We start from the raw sequence: 17,585 nt of genomic DNA, 5'->3' as shown, positions 1-17,585 counted from the left end.
TTTGAAATGAATGTTTTGATCATTGGCAGCGGTGGCCGTGAACACGCCCTGGCCTGGAAAGTTGCCCAGGACCCACGCGTCCAGAAAGTCTTCGTCGCCCCCGGCAACGCCGGTACCGCCATCGAAGCCAAGTGCGAAAACGTCGCCATCGACGTGCTGGCCCTGGAGCAGTTGGCAGATTTTGCCGAGAAGAACGTTGCCCTGACCATCGTCGGCCCGGAAGTGCCGCTGGTTGCCGGCGTCGTCGATCTGTTCCGCAGCCGTAACCTGGATTGCTTCGGCCCTACCGCCGGCGCCGCGCAACTGGAAGGCTCGAAAGCCTTTACCAAGGATTTCCTGGCGCGCCACAAGATCCCGACCGCCGACTACCAGAACTTCACCGAGATCGAGCCGGCCCTGGCTTACCTGCGTGAAAAAGGCGCGCCGATCGTGATCAAGGCCGATGGCCTGGCCGCCGGTAAAGGCGTGATCGTCGCCATGACCCTGCAGGAAGCCGAAGACGCCGTGCGCGACATGCTCGCCGGCAATGCCTTTGGTGATGCAGGTTCGCGGGTGGTGATCGAGGAGTTCCTCGACGGCGAAGAAGCCAGCTTTATCGTGATGGTCGATGGCAAGAACGTATTGCCGATGGCCACCAGCCAGGACCACAAGCGCGTCGGCAACGGTGACAGCGGTCCGAATACCGGCGGCATGGGCGCCTACTCCCCTGCCCCGGTGGTCACCAGCGACGTGCATCAGCGCGTCATGGACCTGGTGATCTGGCCGACCGTGCGCGGCATGGCCGACGAAGGCAACGTCTACACCGGTTTCCTGTACGCGGGACTGATGATCGACAAGGCCGGCAACCCGAAAGTCATCGAGTTCAACTGCCGCTTCGGCGACCCGGAAACCCAGCCGGTGATGCTGCGCCTGCAATCGAGCCTGGTGCTGCTGGTGGAAGCCGCTCTGGCCCAGGCCCTGGACAAGATCGAAGCGCAGTGGGACCCGCGCCCGAGCGTCGGCATTGTGCTGGCCGCCGGGGGTTACCCCGCCGACTATGCCAAGGGCGATGTGATTGAAGGTCTCGAAGACGCTGCTACGCTGGAAGGCAAGGTGTTCCATGCGGGCACCGCGCTCAAGGATGGCAAGGTCGTTACCGCCGGTGGTCGCGTGTTGTGCGCCACCGCGATGTGCGCCAGTGTCGACGCCGCGCAGCAACAGGCGTACAAGTTGGCCGCGAAGATTGATTGGAAAGGCTGTTTTTACCGCACGGACATCGGCTACCGCGCCATTGCCCGTGAACGTGGCGAAAACGCGTAGCTAGCCGTTCGGTTAGGTGAGGGCCTTCGGCCCTTGCCGTACTCATGCCTCCCCGCGCATAGTTCATCCGTGCATCAACCTACGAAGGGATTTCGCCTTGCGCTGGCTCAGGATCGCCATAGGTTTCACTGTCAGCCTGCTGACATTGCTCTGCTTGTTCCCGGCCCAGGCGGCCGCACAAGGCAGTGGTTGGGCGATATTGCTCGACGAACAGGCCGACCTGCAACTGAGCGACATCCGGTCCCCGCGCTACACCAATCAATTCAGCCCCACCGAACTTGACCGGATCACCGCTGCCCCACCGGACGGCGCATTGTGGGTCCGCTTCAAGCTGCAACCCGGCAAGCACGAGCAACTGCTGCGGGTATTCGCTCCCGACCTGTCGCACCTGAGCCTGTATGTGCTGGACGGTGACACCCTGGTCGAACAGCAGAACACCGGCACCCGCCAGCCGCAGGCGGAGCGCCCGCTGCCCAGCAGCGATTTCATGCTGCCGATGCCCCAGAGCCAGAAGCCCCTCGATGTGTACCTGCGCCTGGTGTCGGAACACGAGCTACGCCCCTATATTACCCTGGAGCCGGCGGTGCTGGCCGCCGCGAACCAGAACCAGACGCTGATCTACGGCCTGCTGTTCGGCGTGCTGGCGATGCTGATCCTGCATAACCTCACGCGTTTCGCCTATCACCGCTCGCGCAGCAGCCTGTGGCTGGCGGCCTGCGAAGTGCTGCTGATGCTCAGCCTGGCGCTGCTGCTTAACCTTGTGGGGCCGTGGCTGCCCAACTGGCACGCGATCCAGACCCCCGGCGCCTACCTGGCCCTGCTGCTCACCGCGCCCTGCGGGCTGATGTATGCATACCGTTTCTTCATGCCGCTGGGCTCGCACCCGCTGAACAAGCTGTTGATGGCCGATATCCTGGTGATCGTGCTGTGCGGCCTGTTGCTGCTGTTCGTCAACACCCTGCCACTGAACATCATCACCTACGCCCTGGTGGCCCTGGCCGGCCTGAGCATGCTGTTCGTCTCAGCCTATCACTGGCAAAAAGGCTACCGCCCGGCGCGCCTGTTCGTGGCGGCGATGGTGGTGTTCAACATCGGCACGCTGATCATCCTGCCCGCCCTGCTCGGCCTGACCATGGTGGCACCGCAAGGGCTGATCGTGACGCTGCTCGGCTTTATCTGCCTGAGCGGCCTGCTGATGAGCCTGGCCTTGGGAGAGCGCCAGCGCGCCATTGTCGAAACCCGCTTCAGCCTCAGCCGCGACCTGGCCGCGAGCAACGCCGAAATCGCCGCCAAGGCCGAGTTCCTGGCGAAGATCAGCCACGAAATCCGCACCCCCATGAACGGCGTGCTGGGCATGACCGAGTTGCTGCTGGGCACGCCGCTGTCGGTCAAGCAGCGCGACTATGTGCAGACCATCCACAGTGCCGGTAACGAACTGCTTACGCTGATCAACGAAATTCTCGACATTTCCAATCTCGAGTCCGGGCAGATCGAGCTCGATGACGTGCAGTTCGACCTCAACGCATTGATCGACGACTGCCTGAGTATCTTCCGCGCCAAGGCCGAACAGCAGAACGTCGAACTGATCAGCTTTATCCAACCCCAAGTCCCCCGCGTCATCAGCGGCGACCCCACGCGCCTGCGCCAGGCGATGCTGAGCCTGTTGGAAAACGCCCTGCAGAAAACCGACGAAGGCGAAGTGCTGATCGTGATCGCGCTGGAAGACCGCAACACCCAGCCACGCCTGCGCATTGCCGTGCAGGACAGCGGCCTGCCGATGGACGCCGCCGAACGCGACGCTCTGCTGCACAGCGAACTGCACAGCAAGAATTTCGTATCGACCACACGCCTGAGCGGCCACCTGGGCCTGGTGATCGCGCGCCAGTTGATCCTGTTGATGAACGGCGAGTTCGGCATCAAGAGCGGCACGCATCAGGGCAGCACCTTGTGGCTGACCTTGCCGCTGGACCCGCAGCGCCTGGAACACCCGACCTGCGACCTCGACGGCCCGCTGCAGGATGCTCGCGTACTGGTAGTGGACGACAACGACACGTGCCGCAAGGTACTGGTGCAGCAGTGCAGCGCCTGGGGCCTGAATGTCAGCGCCGTGTCGTCCGGCAAGGAAGCCCTGGCGCTGCTGCGCACCAAGGCACACCTGCGTGATTACTTCGACATTGTGCTGCTGGACCAGAACATGCCCGGCATGACCGGCATGCAGCTCGCGGCGAAGATCAAGGAAGACCCGAGCCTGAACCACGACATCCTGTTGATCATGCTCACCGGTATCAGCAATGCGCCGAGCAAGATCATCGCGCGCAACAGCGGGATCAAGCGCATCCTCGCCAAGCCGGTGGCCGGCTACACGCTCAAGACCACCCTGGCCGACGAACTGACCCAACGCAACAAAGGCAACGTGCAGCCACGCGTGCACCTCAGCACGCCGGCTGCGATCACCGTGCCGGCCGACTTCCGCATCCTGGTGGCCGAAGACAACAGCATCTCCACCAAAGTGATTCGCGGCATGCTCGGCAAGCTCAACCTCAATCCGGACACTGCCAGCAATGGCGAAGAGGCCCTGCAAGCGATGAAGGCCCAGCGCTACGACCTGGTGTTGATGGACTGCGAAATGCCGATCCTCGATGGCTTCTCCGCCACCCAGCAGTTGCGCGCGTGGGAAGTCAGCCACCAGCGGATACGCACCCCGGTGGTGGCGCTGACCGCGCATATTCTTTCGGAACACAAAGAGCGCGCACGCCAGGCCGGGATGGACGGGCACATGGCCAAACCGGTGGAGCTGTCGCAATTGCGTGAGCTGGTGGAATTCTGGGTGGCACAGCGCCAACAGCGACCCGAGCACGAGCCTTCCTGATGTCAACTGCGCCGCCTTGCAGCAAACTCTAGCCGCTGTGGCGAGCGGGCTTGCCCCGCGTTGGGGTGCGAAGCGCCCCCACTCCAGCGAAACGCGGTGTACCTGATACGGCCCAGCGCCTGGTTTTGGGGCTGCTGCGCAGCCCAACGCAGGACAAGCCTGCTCGCCACAGGGAATCTGCGCTTAACTGAACGGCATTGGGGCTTGCCCTGATGCCAGTCAGTTAAGCGAACGCCATGCTCAAGGCAACGAAGATCAAATGTGGGAGCTGGCTTGCCTGCGAAGACGGTAGTCCAGCGAACATTGATATTGACTGACGCACCGCCTTACCGGGCAAGCCCTGTCCCACAATTGATCTCACAGGCCTGAAAAAAGGTGCCTCAGATGCGGTATCTGGCTATAGCCGACTGCACCTTGTCCCCCGCGCTCTCGCGCATCAGTTGGATGGTTTTTTCGTTGACCAGCGACGTATTCAGCACCAGGCACGTCTGCCCGCTGAAGGCCTCGAACGAGGAGCTGTCCCATTCCAGAAACGGCAGACCCACCTGTTTGCTCACGCCACGGCTACTGTAGGTCACCAGCACCATCATCACTTCGCCGTTGGCTTCGGTGCAGGACGCCACGCCAAAGTCACCGCCCTGCTGCAGCGAGCTGTTGCGCTTGAACAGCTCGAGCGAGGCGGGTTGCTGCTTCATGGCCTCCAGCGCATCCGCCGCCAGCCGGGGCAAGGCCGCCAGCACCGGCCCGGCCAGTGCGGTCGAAGCGAGCATCGCGGCGATCATGTTCAGCACCGTCAGTTGCACCGTCAGGCCCTTGCCACTGCTGGACACCCGCTCGAAGCTGCTGCGCATCGGCAGCCAGCCCAGGCTGATCATCACCTTGATGAATTCGTCGTACCACGCCTCGGTGCCGCGATGAATCTTCAACACATCGCTAACATAACTGCTGGCCAGCAGGTAACTTTTACGGATGTATTCGCGGCTCAGGCTCGACAGGCCCTCGGCAAACGAGATCACGCTGTTATTGACCACCGCCGCATTCGATTCGTCCTCCGGCTCGGGCGCGGCGGTAGCCGGCGCGCCTGCCGACGCCGGCAGCTTGTAGGCCGCAATCAACTTGCGCCTTTTTGTACTGTTGATCCTTCTATGATGTCGCTCCATGTTCAGCTCTCCACAAGCACCCCACATTGGGGCTGCTTTCACCCTAGTCCAGGGGCGGGCGGGCTTGCCAGACGACACTTATCCCTTGCTGGCGCGCACCGGAACACGCCGCCCAGCCATTGCGGGGCGCAACGCCAGGTCGCGCACATTTCGTCGATGGAAAAAGAAAAAGCGCCGGATAACCCGAGGCAAAACCCAGGATTAATCGGCGCTTTCCCACGGCATCAGGCGTTGGGTTTGTCGCCGTACCAGCGCGGCGTGTACACCCATTCACCGCCACCGGCACGCGGGAACGTGCAGGTGGTGGACGAGCCGATCAGCACCATGGTGCGCATGTCCACCTGCTCGGGCGTGAGTTGCCCCAGGGTGGTGACGCGCAAGGTCTGGCCCGGTCGACCGATGTCACGGCCGAGCACCACCGGCGTTTCGGGCGTGCGGTGCTGCGCGACGATGTCCAGCGCTCGCCCCAGCTGCCACGGCCGTGCGCGGGAGATCGGGTTGTAGAACGCCAACGCCAGGTCAGCCTGGGACGCGAGGTCCAGGCGTTTCTCGATGATCGACCAGGGCTTGAGGTTGTCCGACAGCGACATCATGCAGAAGTCATGACCCAGCGGCGCGCCGGCCTGGGCGGCGGTCGCCAGCGACGCGGACACCCCTGGCAAGATCTGCAGGTCGACCTGATGCCACGCCGGGTCGCTGGATTCGTGCAGCGCCTCGATCACTGCCGCCGCCATCGCAAATACCCCCGGATCGCCGGACGATACCACCACCACCGAACGGCCTTGCACGGCCAGTTCGAAAGCGTGACGCGCGCGCTGCATTTCTTCGCGGTTGTCGGTGCAGTGTTGCACCTGATCGTCGCGGAACGGCCCGGCCATGCGCACGTAAGTCTCGTAGCCCAGCACATCGGTGCAGCGCGCCAACTCGGCTTTCACCGCTGGCACCATCAACTCGGCAGCGCCGGGGCCCAGGCCGATCACTGCCACACGGCCACGCGCGCGACCTACCCGGGCCAGATCCAGCGGCTGCTCGGCGACGTTGATCACGATATCGGCGTCCTGGCTGACGCTGGCGAACCGCAGCGGCACCGCCAACTGCGCAGCGGCGTCGTGCAGCGACGCGTCCGCCATCTGCGTGTCACTGGCCAACAGGCAGGCCAGCGACTGCAGCGCGACGCCGGCCTGGTCCAACGCTTCGCGAACCCGCTCAGCCAATTGCGCACCCGGTTTGCAGGTGACGCTTACATTTTTCGGGTAGATCAGCAGTTCATTGGCCGCAGGCGCGCGCGCGGCGCTGCCCACGTGAATCGCCAGATGTGCCTGCTGATCCTGGGGCAGGTTGGCCTCGTCCAACCACGGCGCCGCCCCTTCGATGCGCACCCGTTCGCCGGCCAGCAGATCGCTGACAAAGCGCTTGCCCAGCTCCAGGTCCCCCAGCTCATACCCCTTGGGCGGGTTGAGCAAGCAGGTGCCGAAACGCAGCTCGCCACTGGTGGTGATCGCCGCCGCCACGTTCAATGCTGCCGCGATGTCCCGCGCCATGACGTTCACACCGCCCAGGCCACCGAGCAGCGGCACCACCGCACTGCCGTCCTCGGCCACCGCCAGCACGGCGGGCTCTTCGCCCTTTTCCAACAGCAAAGGCGCCAGTGTGCGAATAACGATGCCGGCGGCGCACAGCGCAATCAGCGGCGTGCCCTGCTGGTACAGCTGGCGCAGCGTGGCGCCAAATTCACTGTAGGCGTGGTCAGCGCCTTCGACGCGTCCGGCCAGGCCATGGATTAACGCGCCGGGGTACACCTGCTGAATAAGGCGCGCAGTGGCGAGGCTGCCCTGGCCAAGGATGACGATCGCAGGATTGATCACCCTTGCCACCGTTCACCGGGCACGATGATCAGCGAGAAATACGGCGACGACATTGGCACCACCTGATCCAGCGGCACGATTTTCTGATTGGCCATGGTCGCGCGCTCCACATACAGCGCACGGTCAGCGAGCCCCAGCTCTTCCAGCACCTGGCGTACCTTGGGGAAGTTGCGGCCCAGTTTCATGATCACCGCCGCGTCGGCATCGGCCAGGCGGCGCTTGAGGTCTTCATGGGGCAATACGCCCGACAGCACCGACAGGCTCTGGTTGCGATACACCAACGGCGCGCCGAGCACCGAAGCGCCGCCGAGCATCGAGCACACGCCGGGAATGACCTGCGCTTCGTAGCGCTCGGCGAGGCGGTCGTGCAGGTACATGTAGGAGCCGTAGAAGAACGGATCGCCCTCGCAGATCACCGCCACATCGCGGCCGGCGTCCAGATGCGCCGCAACGTGCAGGCTGGCGGTGTCGTAGAAATCGCTGATCACCTCTTCGTAGGACAGCGGCGCCGGCAGTGCTTCGGTGGTCACCGGGTACACCAGCGGCATCAGCGTCTGCTGGGGCACCAGATGATCCTCGATGATACTGAACGCGTTGCCCTTCTTGCCCTTGGCCACGAAGTACGCCACCACCGGCGATTCGCGCAGCAGGCGCAGCGCCTTGACAGTGATCAGCTCCGGGTCGCCGGGGCCGACGCCCAGGCCAATCAAGCGTCCGCGTGCCGGCATCACTCCACCTCCGTGGCAAGCGCATTGACGGCGGCGGCGGCCATGGCGCTGCCGCCGAGGCGACCCTGCATGATCACGAAGGGCACGCCACGGCTGTCGGCGGCGAGCATCGCCTTGGATTCGGCGGCGCCGACAAAGCCAACGGGGAAGCCGAGGATCAGCGCCGGTTTCGGCGCGCCGGCATCGAGCATCTCCAGCAGGTAAAACAGCGCGGTCGGTGCGTTGCCGATCACCACCACGCTGCCTTCCAGGTGCGGGCGCCACAGCTCCAGCGCGGCGGCAGAACGGGTGTTGCCCAATTCGCGCGCCAACTGCGGCACGCTGTCGTCACGCAGGGTGCAGATCACCTGATTGTTGGCCGGCAGACGCGTGCGGGTCACGCCTTCGGAGACCATCCGCGCGTCACACAGGATTGGCGCGCCGGCGGCCAAAGCCTCGCGCCCGGCCTTGCCGGCGCCTTCGGAAAACTGCAGGCCGTCGATGGCGTCGACCATGCCGCACGCATGAATCACCCGCACCGCGAGCTTTTCCAGGTCGGCCGGGATGCGCTCCAGGTTGGCTTCCGCGCGAATAATGGCGAAGGAGTTGCGATAGATCTCCTGACCGTCGCGGATGTAATCAATCATCGGTGTTGCTCCGTGGACGAGCGCGCAACACGGCGCTCGCCGCTTCAATGGAAAGGTTGCGCGCGTGCAGCCGGCCGAAACCCGGCTGGGCTGCATCGCGAAAATAGAGGTCGTAGTGGCCGGGGCTCACCGCCAGCAAGGTGACCGGCGCGGTGTGCGCGGCGGCGCAGGAGCGCGAACAGCCGGACAGGTGCACGTCATGACCGGGCGGCAGGCCAAGGGCATCGGTCTTGGTGTCGGCCAGGCCCTTGGCGCAGCCGCTGGAACCGGTGCAGGCGATCACGCGGGCCAGGGGTTGGCCGGCCGAACACACAAAGCCCAGCTGCGCCAAACCTGCAGTCACCGCTTCAGGTTGGGTGAGGTTGGGCAACAGCACGCCTTGCCAGGGCGTGAAGCGCAAGGTGCCGTCGCCGTATTCACTGGCCAGTTGCGCGGCACCGTGGAGCATCTTCGAATCCAGTCGACCCAAAGGGGCAACGACGGCGACGTAATACCGGTTGTCCTGGCGCTGTGGATAACTGCCCAGGTGCCGCAAGGCGCCACTGGCCGGGCGCTTGAAACCCTCCGCCGGCAGCAGCGGCAGGCTCAGACGGCTGACTAGGTTATCCACAACCAGATGACGCATGCGCGTTTGTTGCGCCGTCGCCAGCGCCAGGAAGGCTTCCAGCACCGCGACCACCAGGGCATGCCCCTGCTCCAGGCGCACGGCGGCCAGTGGCGCATCCCGCCCCGGGCATCCGGCCAGACCGAACGCCAGCAAGGTATCGCCGTCCTGCTCAAACGCCGACAGCCACAAGTCGTGATGGTGTTCGAGCATCGCCAGGGCTTCGCCGCCGTCCAGTTGCACGGCGAACTTGGCCGACAGCTCATGAAAGCGCGGATGGTTTTCCAGGGTAGCGAGAATCTGCTCGGCCAGCGGGCGGGTGTCGAGCAGCATCTGCGGGTCGATGCCGGCGCTGGGGCTGAGCATCAGGTTGCGCACGTCGTCGCCCGCTGCATTATTGGGCCCAAGGCCTGCGGCCAGCAGCGCCGCGATCAGGGCGTCCTGCTCGGCACCGATCCCGCGAACCTGCAGGTTGGCGCGGTTGGTTGCCTCGATCACGCCGCCCGCGTAGGCCCGGGCCGCGTCCGCCACGGCGTGGGCTTGCATTGCGGTGATCGAGCCGCCGGCCAGTTTGATCCGGCAGATGCCGCCATCCAACGCCTGGACGATACGCAGCAACCCCGGACAAGCCGAGGGGCGCAAGGTGTTCAGGGCGGGCGATGGGTTCACGGGGCTACCGGTTGACGGGTAAAGGCGCGGTATTATGCCTGCTTTGTCCGGCGGCATGAAAAGCCTGCCCGTCGGATGTCGCTCAAGGAATGGATATGTCGCCCTGGCTGACGGTTGTAGGCATCGGTGAAGACGGCTTCAAGGGGCTGGGCAGAAACGCCCGGCACGCCCTGTTGCGCGCCACGCGGATTATAGGTGCTCAGCGCCAGTTGGACCTGCTGCCGGTGTGTATCCGCGGCGAACGACAGCGGTGGCCGAGCCCGTTTTCCCTGGAACCGGTGCTGGCGCAGCGCGGTGAGCCGGTGTGCGTGCTGGCCAGTGGCGACCCTATGTTCTACGGCGTGGGCGCCAGCCTGGCGCGACAGGTGGCGGTGGATGAGCTGCTGGTGTTGCCGGCACCTTCCTCCGTCTCACTGGCGGCGGCGCGGCTGGGCTGGCCATTGCAGGATGTGGTGACGCTGTCCGTCGTCGCTCGGCCGTTGGCAGCACTGAATGCCTATCTGGCCAGCGGCGTGCGTTTGCTGGTGCTGAGCAACGACGGCAGCAGCCCTGGCTTGATCGCCGCGCTGTTGACGCAGGCCGGGTTTGGACCGAGCCGACTGAGCGTGTTTGAACACTTGGGCGGCGCGGATGAGCAGCGCATTGATGGGCTGGCGCAGTCGTGGGCGTTCGCCCGGGTCGCCGATTTGAACCTGGTCGCCATCGACTGCCAGGCCCGCGGTGACACGCCGCGCCTGTCACGCCTGGCCGGCCTGCCGGATTCGGCGTTCCAGCATGACGGCCAACTGACCAAACGCGACGTGCGCGCCATGACCCTCGCCCGCCTCGCGCCGATGCCCGGCGAACTGTTGTGGGACGTGGGCGCGGGCAGCGGCTCCATCGGCATCGAATGGATGCGCACGCACCCCAGCTGCCGCGCGCTGGCGATTGAAGCCGATAGCGGGCGCCAGGGCCTGATCGAACACAACCGTGATGCCCTTGGCGTGCCCGGCCTTCAACTGATTCGCGGCAAGGCGCCGGAGATCCTGACGGGACTTGAGGCACCGGACGCGATCTTCATCGGCGGCGGCGTCACCCGCGAGGGCGTGCTGGAAACCTGCTGGCAGCATTTGCGCCCGGGCGGACGGCTGGTCGCCAATGCGGTGACCCTGCAAAGCGAAATGACCCTGATGAACTGGCGAGCCCGGCATGGCGGCGAACTCACGCGCATCCACGTGGCCCAGGCGCAGCCGTTGGGGGAATTCGATACATGGCGCCAGGCGCTGCCGATCACCCTGCTGGACGTGGTCAAGCCGTTATGAACAGGATTCTGCTGCTGGGCGGCGTGACCGAAGCGCTGGCCATCGCGCGCACGTTAGGGCCGCCGCATATCTACAGCCTGGCAGGGGTTGGGCGCGTGCCCACTGACTTGACCTGCCAGGTGCGCGTGGGGGGCTATGGCGGGGCGGACGGCCTGGCGCAGTTTGTTCGCGCTGAAGGCATCAGCCTGATTCTCGACGCCACCCACCCGTATGCGGCGCAGATCAGCCACAACGCGGCCCAGGCGGCACGCGCCTGCGGGGTGCCGTGCTGGGCGCTGCGACGTCCCGCGTGGCAGCCGCAGGCCGGGGATGACTGGCGCGAAGTCGGTGACTGGACGCAGTTGGCCGAAGCGTTGAAACCGTTCAAGCGACCGTTGTTCACCCTGGGCCGCGAGCCGTTGCAGCACCTTGATGAAATCCCTGCCCACCAGTTCTGGACCCTGCGCGCACTGGAGGTGTACCCGGGCAATGAACGCTGCGAAGTGATCGGCGCGCGGGGTCCGTTTTTACTCGAGGATGAGCGCCAGTTGTTCGCGCGGCAGCAAATTGATGTGCTGATCAGCAAAAACAGTGGCAGCACGGCCACCGAGCCAAAGCTGGAGGTGGCGCGGGAGTTGGGGGTGCCGGTGCTGGTGTTGAGGCGGCCAGTCTTGGCAACCGTGGACCTGGAACTATTGTCGCCTGGAGAAACACTCATCGCGTTGGCAAATTTCCCCGCTTAATCATCCTGTTTGGTGGCGCAGACAAGTCCAGTCAAAGGCGCGATCTCAGAGAGGTCAAATCGTTGATCAATCGTCATCAGCTAGACAAGAAATTGAAGCAAAAGAGGTAACCAGCATGGCGTTAACCCGCAGCTATAAACACACCATCGCCGAACGTGCTCAGCGCGATCCTGAATTTGCTCAAGCTCTCCTTGATGGCGAGCCGGAGATTTCACGCGTCATTCTGCGTGATCTGGTCAACGCCACAGTCGGCTTCGAAGGGCTCGCGAAAGAAACCGCCAAGCCCAGTAAAAGCCTGCATCGGATGCTTTCAGCCAGCGGCAACCCAAGCATGGACAACCTCGCGGCGATTTTCGCAGTGATTAGAAAAGCTTTAGGGGTGAACATGCAGGTCCATGGCGTTCCCACTGCATAGCCAAAAGGCGGGAGGGACTGCTTCCCATGGCGGCGTGTCAGCCACGTTAAACGTGCCTGACCACTCCAATGCTGAGCGAGCCTCAATAGCGGGCCTGCGTTGCGGTGATACCCCGTCTATCCTCAAACCCTGCGACACCACACCAGCGCTTTTTACTTATCCACCCCGATCAGGCTAAATACCCGCCCGATCGCTTACCCCCCACGGATTGTCCACCATGGCCCGTCACCGCTTTGCACTTGCCTGGATCGCCTGCCTTGCAGTGCTGTTCAATGCGTTTGCCATGCCGCTGGCCAGTGCGATGCAGACGACGCACGATCCGATCAAGCAGCTGTTCTGGGGCGGGTTCTGTTCGTCCACTGGCGCAAGCCTGGAGACCCTCGCCCTGGGCAAGCTGGAAATCCCGGCGCCGCAGCAGGACGATCACTCCACGATGCAGCATTGCTGGTGCTGCTCGGGCTCGACGCCATGGGTGGCGCTGCCGGGGCATGTGCCGCCGTTGTATGTCACACGGTTTGAAACCTCGCAGGGCCTGGCACCGCCGTCGCTGCAAGCCCCCGCCCAGCGCGGTCAATGGCCGAGCCTTAACCCCCGCGCCTCTCCCACGGTTTGATTGGCTTCGCATGTGAACTGCGTTCAAAACCGTTCTGGAGAACTGTCATGCTCAAATCTTCCCTGTTGCTGGCCGCCTTGCTGATGCCGGTGTTCAGCGCCGCCAATGCCGACGACTACAAGGCCGGCGAACTGCTGGTCAGCGATCCCTGGTCCCAGGAGCTGCCACCGAATGCGCCCACTGTCGCCGCGTATTTCGTGATTCATAACGACGGCAAAACCCCGGACCGCCTGCTCGGCGTCGACACCCCCGTGGCCGACAAGGCCGAGTTGCATGAGCATGTGATGCAGGGTGACCTGATGAAGATGCAGCAGGTGACCAGCGTCGCGGTGCCGGCCAAGGGCGAGCTGACCTTCGCACCCATGGCGTATCACGTGATGCTGCTGGGCCTCAAGGACCGCAGTTTATTGGCCGATGGCGAGCACTTCCCGCTGACCCTGACCTTCGAAAAGGCCGGCAAGGTCGAGGTGCAGGTGTCGGTGCAAAAGGCACCGCCCCACGCGCACAACCACATCCAATAGGTCGCTGATCGATGGGCGCCCCTCGCGCCGGGTTGTCTGCACGCCACCGCCTCGCACGCGGCAGCTGGGTCAGCCTGTTCGCCATGTTGATGATCTTTATCGGCCCGCTGATTTCCCAGGCGATGCCGATGAATCATCACGCCAGCATGTCCATGGACATGCCGGCACACCACGGCGAATCCCACCACCCTCAAGCCCCCGACGACCATCACGCACTCTGGGCAAAATGCGGCTATTGCGACCTGCTGTTCAGCTGCCCCGCTCTGCCCGGCGGCATGTCCTGGGTCGCCCTTGACACGCCGCCGCCGACAGGCGCAATCATCCCCGCCCCGCGCCTGGGCCATGCCCGGCAAAAGACCTTCCCCGGCGCCCGTAGCCGCGCTCCGCCCGCTGCCGCATAAGCCCTTTACACCCAGTGCTTCTTAAAAGCATCGAGAGCAAGCCCCTCCCATCTGTTGAATGTATTCACAGATCAACTGTGGGAGGGGTTTGCTCCCGATGACAGCCAACTGGCATCCAACATTCAAAGGCTTGCGGAGCCCCTGATGACCACCCAAAAAGTATCCTTCTACAACCTCGCCTGGCGCTGGCACTTCTACGCCGGCCTGTTCGTGGCGCCGTTCATGGTGCTGCTGGCCCTCACCGGCATCATCTACCTGTTCAAACCCCAGCTCGACCCGCTGATGTACGCCGACCTGCTCACCGTAGACAGCGCCGAGCACGCCTTGAGCGCCGACGAACAATTGCAGCGCGCCAGGGCCGCTTACCCGCTGGCGACGATCAGCAAGTACCTGCCACCGTCCGACGCCACTCGCAGCGCGCAGTTCGTCATGCATAACGGCGGCCGTGAAATCACCGTGTTCGTCGACCCTTATCGCGGCAACGTACTCGGCGAACAGGACGCCAAATACAACCTGCAAGCCATCGCCCGCGCGCTGCACGGTGAGTTGATGATCGGCACTACCGGCGACCGCCTGGTGGAACTTGCCGCAGGCTGGGGCGTGATGCTGGTGGTGTCCGGCCTGTACCTGTGGTGGCCGCGCGGCCAGTCATCGGCCGGGGTGTTGTGGCCCCGCCTGAACGCCAGGGGGCGCCTGCTGTGGCGCGACCTGCACGCCGTCGCCGGTTTCTGGGGCGCGGCCTTCCTGCTGGTGATGTTGCTCAGCGGCATGACCTGGACCGGCTTCTGGGGCAAGCAATACGCCGACCTGTGGAACACCTTTCCGGCGGCGATGTGGAACAACGTGCCGCAGTCCGACCAGCAGGCGCGCATCCTCAACACTGCCAGCCAACAGACGGTACCCTGGGCCATGGAAAACACGCCGATGCCGATGTCCGGCGACCATGCCGAACACATGAACCACGGCGCCATGCACGCAGGCCCCGCCGCGCCCAGCGTGCGCCTGCAACAGGTGGTCGACCTGGCCACTGCGCGCAAGGTCGAACCCGGCTACAGCATCACCTTCCCCACCACCGCCACGGGCGTGTTCACGGTCTCGGTGTTCGCCGACGACCCGCGCAATGACGCCACCCTGCACGTGGACCAGTACACCGGCAAGGTTCTCGCCGACGTGCGCTGGCAGCACTACAACCTGGCTGCACGCGCCACCGAGACCGGTGTGATGCTGCACGAGGGCAAGATGTTCGGCTGGGTCAACCAACTGATCGTCCTGCTGATCTGCCTGATGATTCTGCTCAGCGCGGTCAGTGGCGTGGTGATCTGGTGGAAGCGCAGGCCCCTGGGCGGCCTCGGTGTTCCGCCGCTGCGCCATGACCTGCCGAAATGGAAAACCGCGATGCTGATCATGCTCGGCCTGGCGATCATTTTTCCGTTGGTGGGCGCTTCTTTGATCGCCGTGTGGGTACTGGATCGCCTGGTACTGTCGCGTCTGTTTGCCCAAGGTGAGTCGGCCTCAGGTTCCGCATGAATCCGGCGAGATGCCCACGCCACAAGGCTTGTGTAGGCTGCTCGAACCTTAGTCACGCAGCCGATAAGTGTTAACTTATAACACTTTGTGCGTTATCGTTGCTCGCCGCGCACTGCGGCGAGCACACCCCAGGAAGACTGATCGACCGATGAACAAGTACCTAGCGTCCGGCCTGTGCCTGCTCGCCTTGCACAACAGCGCCCAGGCCCTGACCCTGCCCGCCAGCCCCGTCACCGCGCCCGCCGTGGATGACGAACGCGTCGACCTGAACACCCCGACCACCGCCGGCTCGCGCCTCAACCTCACCGCCCTGCAAACCCCGGGCAGTGTCGAAAGCCAGACCGGCACGCAGATTCGCCAGCGTGGCGATGCCAGTGTGCAGGACGCCATCTCCCGCGCCACCGGCATCAGCCGCACAGGCTCACCGGGCGACGGCGGCACCTCGTTGTCGGCCCGTGGTTTTACCGGCCAGGGTTCGGTGATGCAGCTGTACGACGGCAACCGCATGTACATAGGCATGGGCACCTCGACCTTCCCGGTGGACACTTGGTCGGTGGAACGCGTGGACGTGCTGCGCGGCCCGGCCTCAGTGCTGTACGGCGAAGGCGCCACCGGCGCGGTGATCAATACCGTGCCGAAAAAGCCGTTCGAAGGCGAAATCGAAAACCATGTGCGCCTTGGCTATGGCTCCTACGACCGCCAACAGCAAGCCCTCGACAGCGGCGGCTCACTGACCGACACGCTGAGCTACCGCCTCAACCTCAACCGCCTGCGCAGCAACGGCTTCATCGACCGTGGCGACTCGGCCAGCGACTTCGTCAGCGGAGCCCTGCGCTGGCAGGCGGCGGACACCCTGAGTTTTACCCTCGCCAGCGACTACGGCGACCAGCAACCGCAAAACTACTTCGGCACCCCGTTGATCAATGGCCAGTTGCACAAGGGCCTGCGCGACAGGAACTACAACGTCAGCAATGACACACAGCACTACAACGACCAGTGGACGCGCCTGACCAGCGAGTGGCAGATCAGCGACAACGTCAGCGCCACCAACGAGTTGTTCTACCTGAAAAACCAGCGCCGCTGGCAGAACGCCGAGAACTACAACTTCACCAACGGCCAACTCACCCGCAGCGGCAACTTCGGCATCAAGCACAATCAGGAACAGGTGGGTGATCGCCAGACCTTCACCTTCAAGCACGCACTGTTCGGTCTCGACAGCCAGACCGTGACCGGCATTGAGTACAACCGCATCCGCTTTCGCCTGGCCAGCAACTCGCCGTTTGACGACACCTTTGCCAACGGCCAGCCCATCGACGTGAACCACCCGCAACCGGGGCCGTTCGCCAGCGCCGATCCGTTCAAACCGCTGTTTGCCACCACCACTAAAACCGTCGCAGGTTTTGCCGAGAACCGCCTGCAGCTCACCGACCAGCTTGCACTGGTCACCGGCATTCGCCGCGACTACGCCCATGTCGATCGCGATGACTTGCGCGATGGCAGCCAAACAAGCAGAACCCTTACCGGCAACAACTGGAAGGCCGGACTGGTGTATGCGATCACGCCGGACACCTCGGTCTACGGCCAGTACGCCACCAGCACCGACGGCGTCGGCGGCCTGATCTCACTGAGCCCGGGCCAGCAGCAGTTCGACCTGTCCACGGCCAGACAAAGCGAAATCGGCATCAAGCAAGCATTCTGGAACGGACGTGGCGACTGGACCCTGGCGGCCTACCACATCGTGAAAAAGAAGCTGCTGACCGACGTTCCGGGCAACCCGAACCTCAAGCAGCAAGTCGGCCAGCAATCCTCCAGCGGCCTGGAAGCCAGCCTCGACCTGCAACTGCCCAATGCCTGGCAATTGCAAGCCAACGCCGCCCTCGTTCGTGCGCAGTACGACGACTTCCAGCAGGACGTCGGCGGCGTGCAGGTATCGCGCGACGGCAACCGCCCGGTGGACGTGCCGCGCCGCACCGCCAACCTGTGGCTGAGCAAGGCCTTGAGCGATAACATCCGCGCCGGTGCCGGCGTGCGGTATGTCGACGCGCGTTATGCCGACATGGCCAACCAGAACGAACTGCCGAGCTACACCGTGGTGGACGCCAGCGTGTCATGGAAAGCGCTGCGCGACACGACGCTGGGCCTGCAACTGAACAACCTGCTCGACCGCACCTACGCCGTCAGCCAGTACAACGACGGCCAACAGTGGATCCTCGGCGAGCCACGCTCCCTGCTTGTCACGGCGGACTACACCTTCTAACCGCCACA

At 64.1% G+C, this 17,585-nt stretch carries 15 protein-coding genes; 10 read left to right on the top strand and 5 right to left on the bottom strand.

Features of this window, described 5'->3' with window-relative positions:
* Positions 1-6: 6 nt before the first annotated feature.
* Entirely contained in the window at positions 7-1,299 is a 1,293-nt protein-coding gene (purD, locus tag TU75_RS06950) for a phosphoribosylamine--glycine ligase (RefSeq protein ID WP_060548527.1), read from the top strand.
* Between the two features lie 97 nt (positions 1,300-1,396).
* Entirely contained in the window at positions 1,397-4,168 is a 2,772-nt protein-coding gene (locus tag TU75_RS06945; protein ID WP_060548526.1) for a hybrid sensor histidine kinase/response regulator, read from the top strand.
* 380 nt (positions 4,169-4,548) lie between these two features.
* On the opposite strand, the gene TU75_RS06940 is transcribed toward TU75_RS06945, so the two are convergent.
* The 5 genes from TU75_RS06940 to cobG all read right to left on the bottom strand — a co-directional run bounded on the left by TU75_RS06940 (position 4,549) and on the right by cobG (position 9,877).
* Complete coding sequence (locus tag TU75_RS06940) at positions 4,549-5,328, bottom strand: hypothetical protein (RefSeq protein ID WP_060548525.1); 780 nt, start codon at positions 5,326-5,328, stop codon at positions 4,549-4,551.
* A 224-nt stretch (positions 5,329-5,552) separates the two neighbouring features.
* Positions 5,553-7,190, bottom strand: coding sequence for a precorrin-3B C(17)-methyltransferase (cobJ, locus tag TU75_RS06935; RefSeq protein WP_060548554.1), 1,638 nt, complete (start codon positions 7,188-7,190; stop codon positions 5,553-5,555).
* Positions 7,190-7,921 (bottom strand): precorrin-2 C(20)-methyltransferase, encoded by a 732-nt coding sequence (locus tag TU75_RS06930; RefSeq protein WP_003236102.1) that lies wholly within the window; start codon positions 7,919-7,921, stop codon positions 7,190-7,192. Before TU75_RS06930 ends, cobJ begins: the two co-directional genes overlap by 1 nt.
* Positions 7,921-8,547, bottom strand: coding sequence for a precorrin-8X methylmutase (locus TU75_RS06925; protein WP_003236104.1), 627 nt, complete (start codon positions 8,545-8,547; stop codon positions 7,921-7,923). The genes TU75_RS06930 and TU75_RS06925 overlap by 1 nt, the downstream gene beginning before the upstream one ends.
* Positions 8,540-9,877 carry a precorrin-3B synthase gene (gene cobG, locus TU75_RS06920; protein WP_060548524.1) on the bottom strand — a complete coding sequence of 446 codons (1,338 nt, stop codon included), beginning with the start codon at positions 9,875-9,877 and terminating at the stop codon, positions 8,540-8,542. Before cobG ends, TU75_RS06925 begins: the two co-directional genes overlap by 8 nt.
* A gap of 38 nt (positions 9,878-9,915) precedes the next feature.
* Here cobG and TU75_RS06915 point away from each other — a divergent pair, with 38 nt between their 5' ends.
* From TU75_RS06915 to TU75_RS06880, 8 genes are all read left to right on the top strand, one after another.
* Positions 9,916-11,121: a bifunctional cobalt-precorrin-7 (C(5))-methyltransferase/cobalt-precorrin-6B (C(15))-methyltransferase gene (locus tag TU75_RS06915; protein ID WP_060548523.1), complete on the top strand. Its 1,206-nt coding sequence runs from the start codon at positions 9,916-9,918 to the stop codon at positions 11,119-11,121.
* Complete coding sequence (locus TU75_RS06910) at positions 11,118-11,843, top strand: cobalt-precorrin-6A reductase (RefSeq protein WP_060548522.1); 726 nt, start codon at positions 11,118-11,120, stop codon at positions 11,841-11,843. The genes TU75_RS06915 and TU75_RS06910 overlap by 4 nt, the downstream gene beginning before the upstream one ends.
* Before the next feature lie 115 nt (positions 11,844-11,958).
* Positions 11,959-12,258 (top strand): helix-turn-helix domain-containing transcriptional regulator, encoded by a 300-nt coding sequence (locus TU75_RS06905; protein WP_003236111.1) that lies wholly within the window; start codon positions 11,959-11,961, stop codon positions 12,256-12,258.
* Between the two features lie 217 nt (positions 12,259-12,475).
* Positions 12,476-12,871, top strand: a complete 396-nt coding sequence (locus TU75_RS06900; protein ID WP_060548521.1) for a DUF2946 domain-containing protein — start codon at positions 12,476-12,478, stop codon at positions 12,869-12,871.
* A 47-nt stretch (positions 12,872-12,918) separates the two neighbouring features.
* Positions 12,919-13,392, top strand: a complete 474-nt coding sequence (locus TU75_RS06895; protein WP_003236115.1) for a copper chaperone PCu(A)C — start codon at positions 12,919-12,921, stop codon at positions 13,390-13,392.
* A gap of 11 nt (positions 13,393-13,403) precedes the next feature.
* Entirely contained in the window at positions 13,404-13,793 is a 390-nt protein-coding gene (locus TU75_RS06890; protein ID WP_060548520.1) for a DUF2946 domain-containing protein, read from the top strand.
* 144 nt (positions 13,794-13,937) lie between these two features.
* Complete coding sequence (locus tag TU75_RS06885) at positions 13,938-15,320, top strand: PepSY-associated TM helix domain-containing protein (RefSeq protein ID WP_060548519.1); 1,383 nt, start codon at positions 13,938-13,940, stop codon at positions 15,318-15,320.
* 148 nt (positions 15,321-15,468) lie between these two features.
* Positions 15,469-17,577: a TonB-dependent receptor gene (locus TU75_RS06880; RefSeq protein WP_060548518.1), complete on the top strand. Its 2,109-nt coding sequence runs from the start codon at positions 15,469-15,471 to the stop codon at positions 17,575-17,577.
* Positions 17,578-17,585: the final 8 nt, after the last annotated feature.

It is taken from the genome of Pseudomonas poae (assembly GCF_001439785.1).
Lineage (GTDB): Bacteria > Pseudomonadota > Gammaproteobacteria > Pseudomonadales > Pseudomonadaceae > Aquipseudomonas > Aquipseudomonas poae.
The sequence above is the reverse complement of the archived record's forward strand: the minus strand, read 5'-3'. Positions and strand labels throughout refer to the sequence as shown.

Excerpts from the sequence above, each read along its gene's own strand:
- purD (WP_060548527.1), top strand. The coding sequence starts at position 7 with ATGAATGTTTTGATCATTGGCAGCGGTGGCCGTGAACACGCCCTGGCC.
- TU75_RS06940 (WP_060548525.1), bottom strand. The coding sequence starts at position 5,328 with ATGGAGCGACATCATAGAAGGATCAACAGTACAAAAAGGCGCAAGTTG.
- TU75_RS06930 (WP_003236102.1), bottom strand. The coding sequence starts at position 7,921 with ATGCCGGCACGCGGACGCTTGATTGGCCTGGGCGTCGGCCCCGGCGAC.
- TU75_RS06925 (WP_003236104.1), bottom strand. The coding sequence starts at position 8,547 with ATGATTGATTACATCCGCGACGGTCAGGAGATCTATCGCAACTCCTTC.
- cobG (WP_060548524.1), bottom strand. The coding sequence starts at position 9,877 with ATGCCGCCGGACAAAGCAGGCATAATACCGCGCCTTTACCCGTCAACC.
- TU75_RS06915 (WP_060548523.1), top strand. The coding sequence starts at position 9,916 with ATGTCGCCCTGGCTGACGGTTGTAGGCATCGGTGAAGACGGCTTCAAG.
- TU75_RS06910 (WP_060548522.1), top strand. The coding sequence starts at position 11,118 with ATGAACAGGATTCTGCTGCTGGGCGGCGTGACCGAAGCGCTGGCCATC.
- TU75_RS06905 (WP_003236111.1), top strand. The coding sequence starts at position 11,959 with ATGGCGTTAACCCGCAGCTATAAACACACCATCGCCGAACGTGCTCAG.
- TU75_RS06900 (WP_060548521.1), top strand. The coding sequence starts at position 12,476 with ATGGCCCGTCACCGCTTTGCACTTGCCTGGATCGCCTGCCTTGCAGTG.
- TU75_RS06895 (WP_003236115.1), top strand. The coding sequence starts at position 12,919 with ATGCTCAAATCTTCCCTGTTGCTGGCCGCCTTGCTGATGCCGGTGTTC.
- TU75_RS06890 (WP_060548520.1), top strand. The coding sequence starts at position 13,404 with ATGGGCGCCCCTCGCGCCGGGTTGTCTGCACGCCACCGCCTCGCACGC.
- TU75_RS06885 (WP_060548519.1), top strand. The coding sequence starts at position 13,938 with ATGACCACCCAAAAAGTATCCTTCTACAACCTCGCCTGGCGCTGGCAC.
- TU75_RS06880 (WP_060548518.1), top strand. The coding sequence starts at position 15,469 with ATGAACAAGTACCTAGCGTCCGGCCTGTGCCTGCTCGCCTTGCACAAC.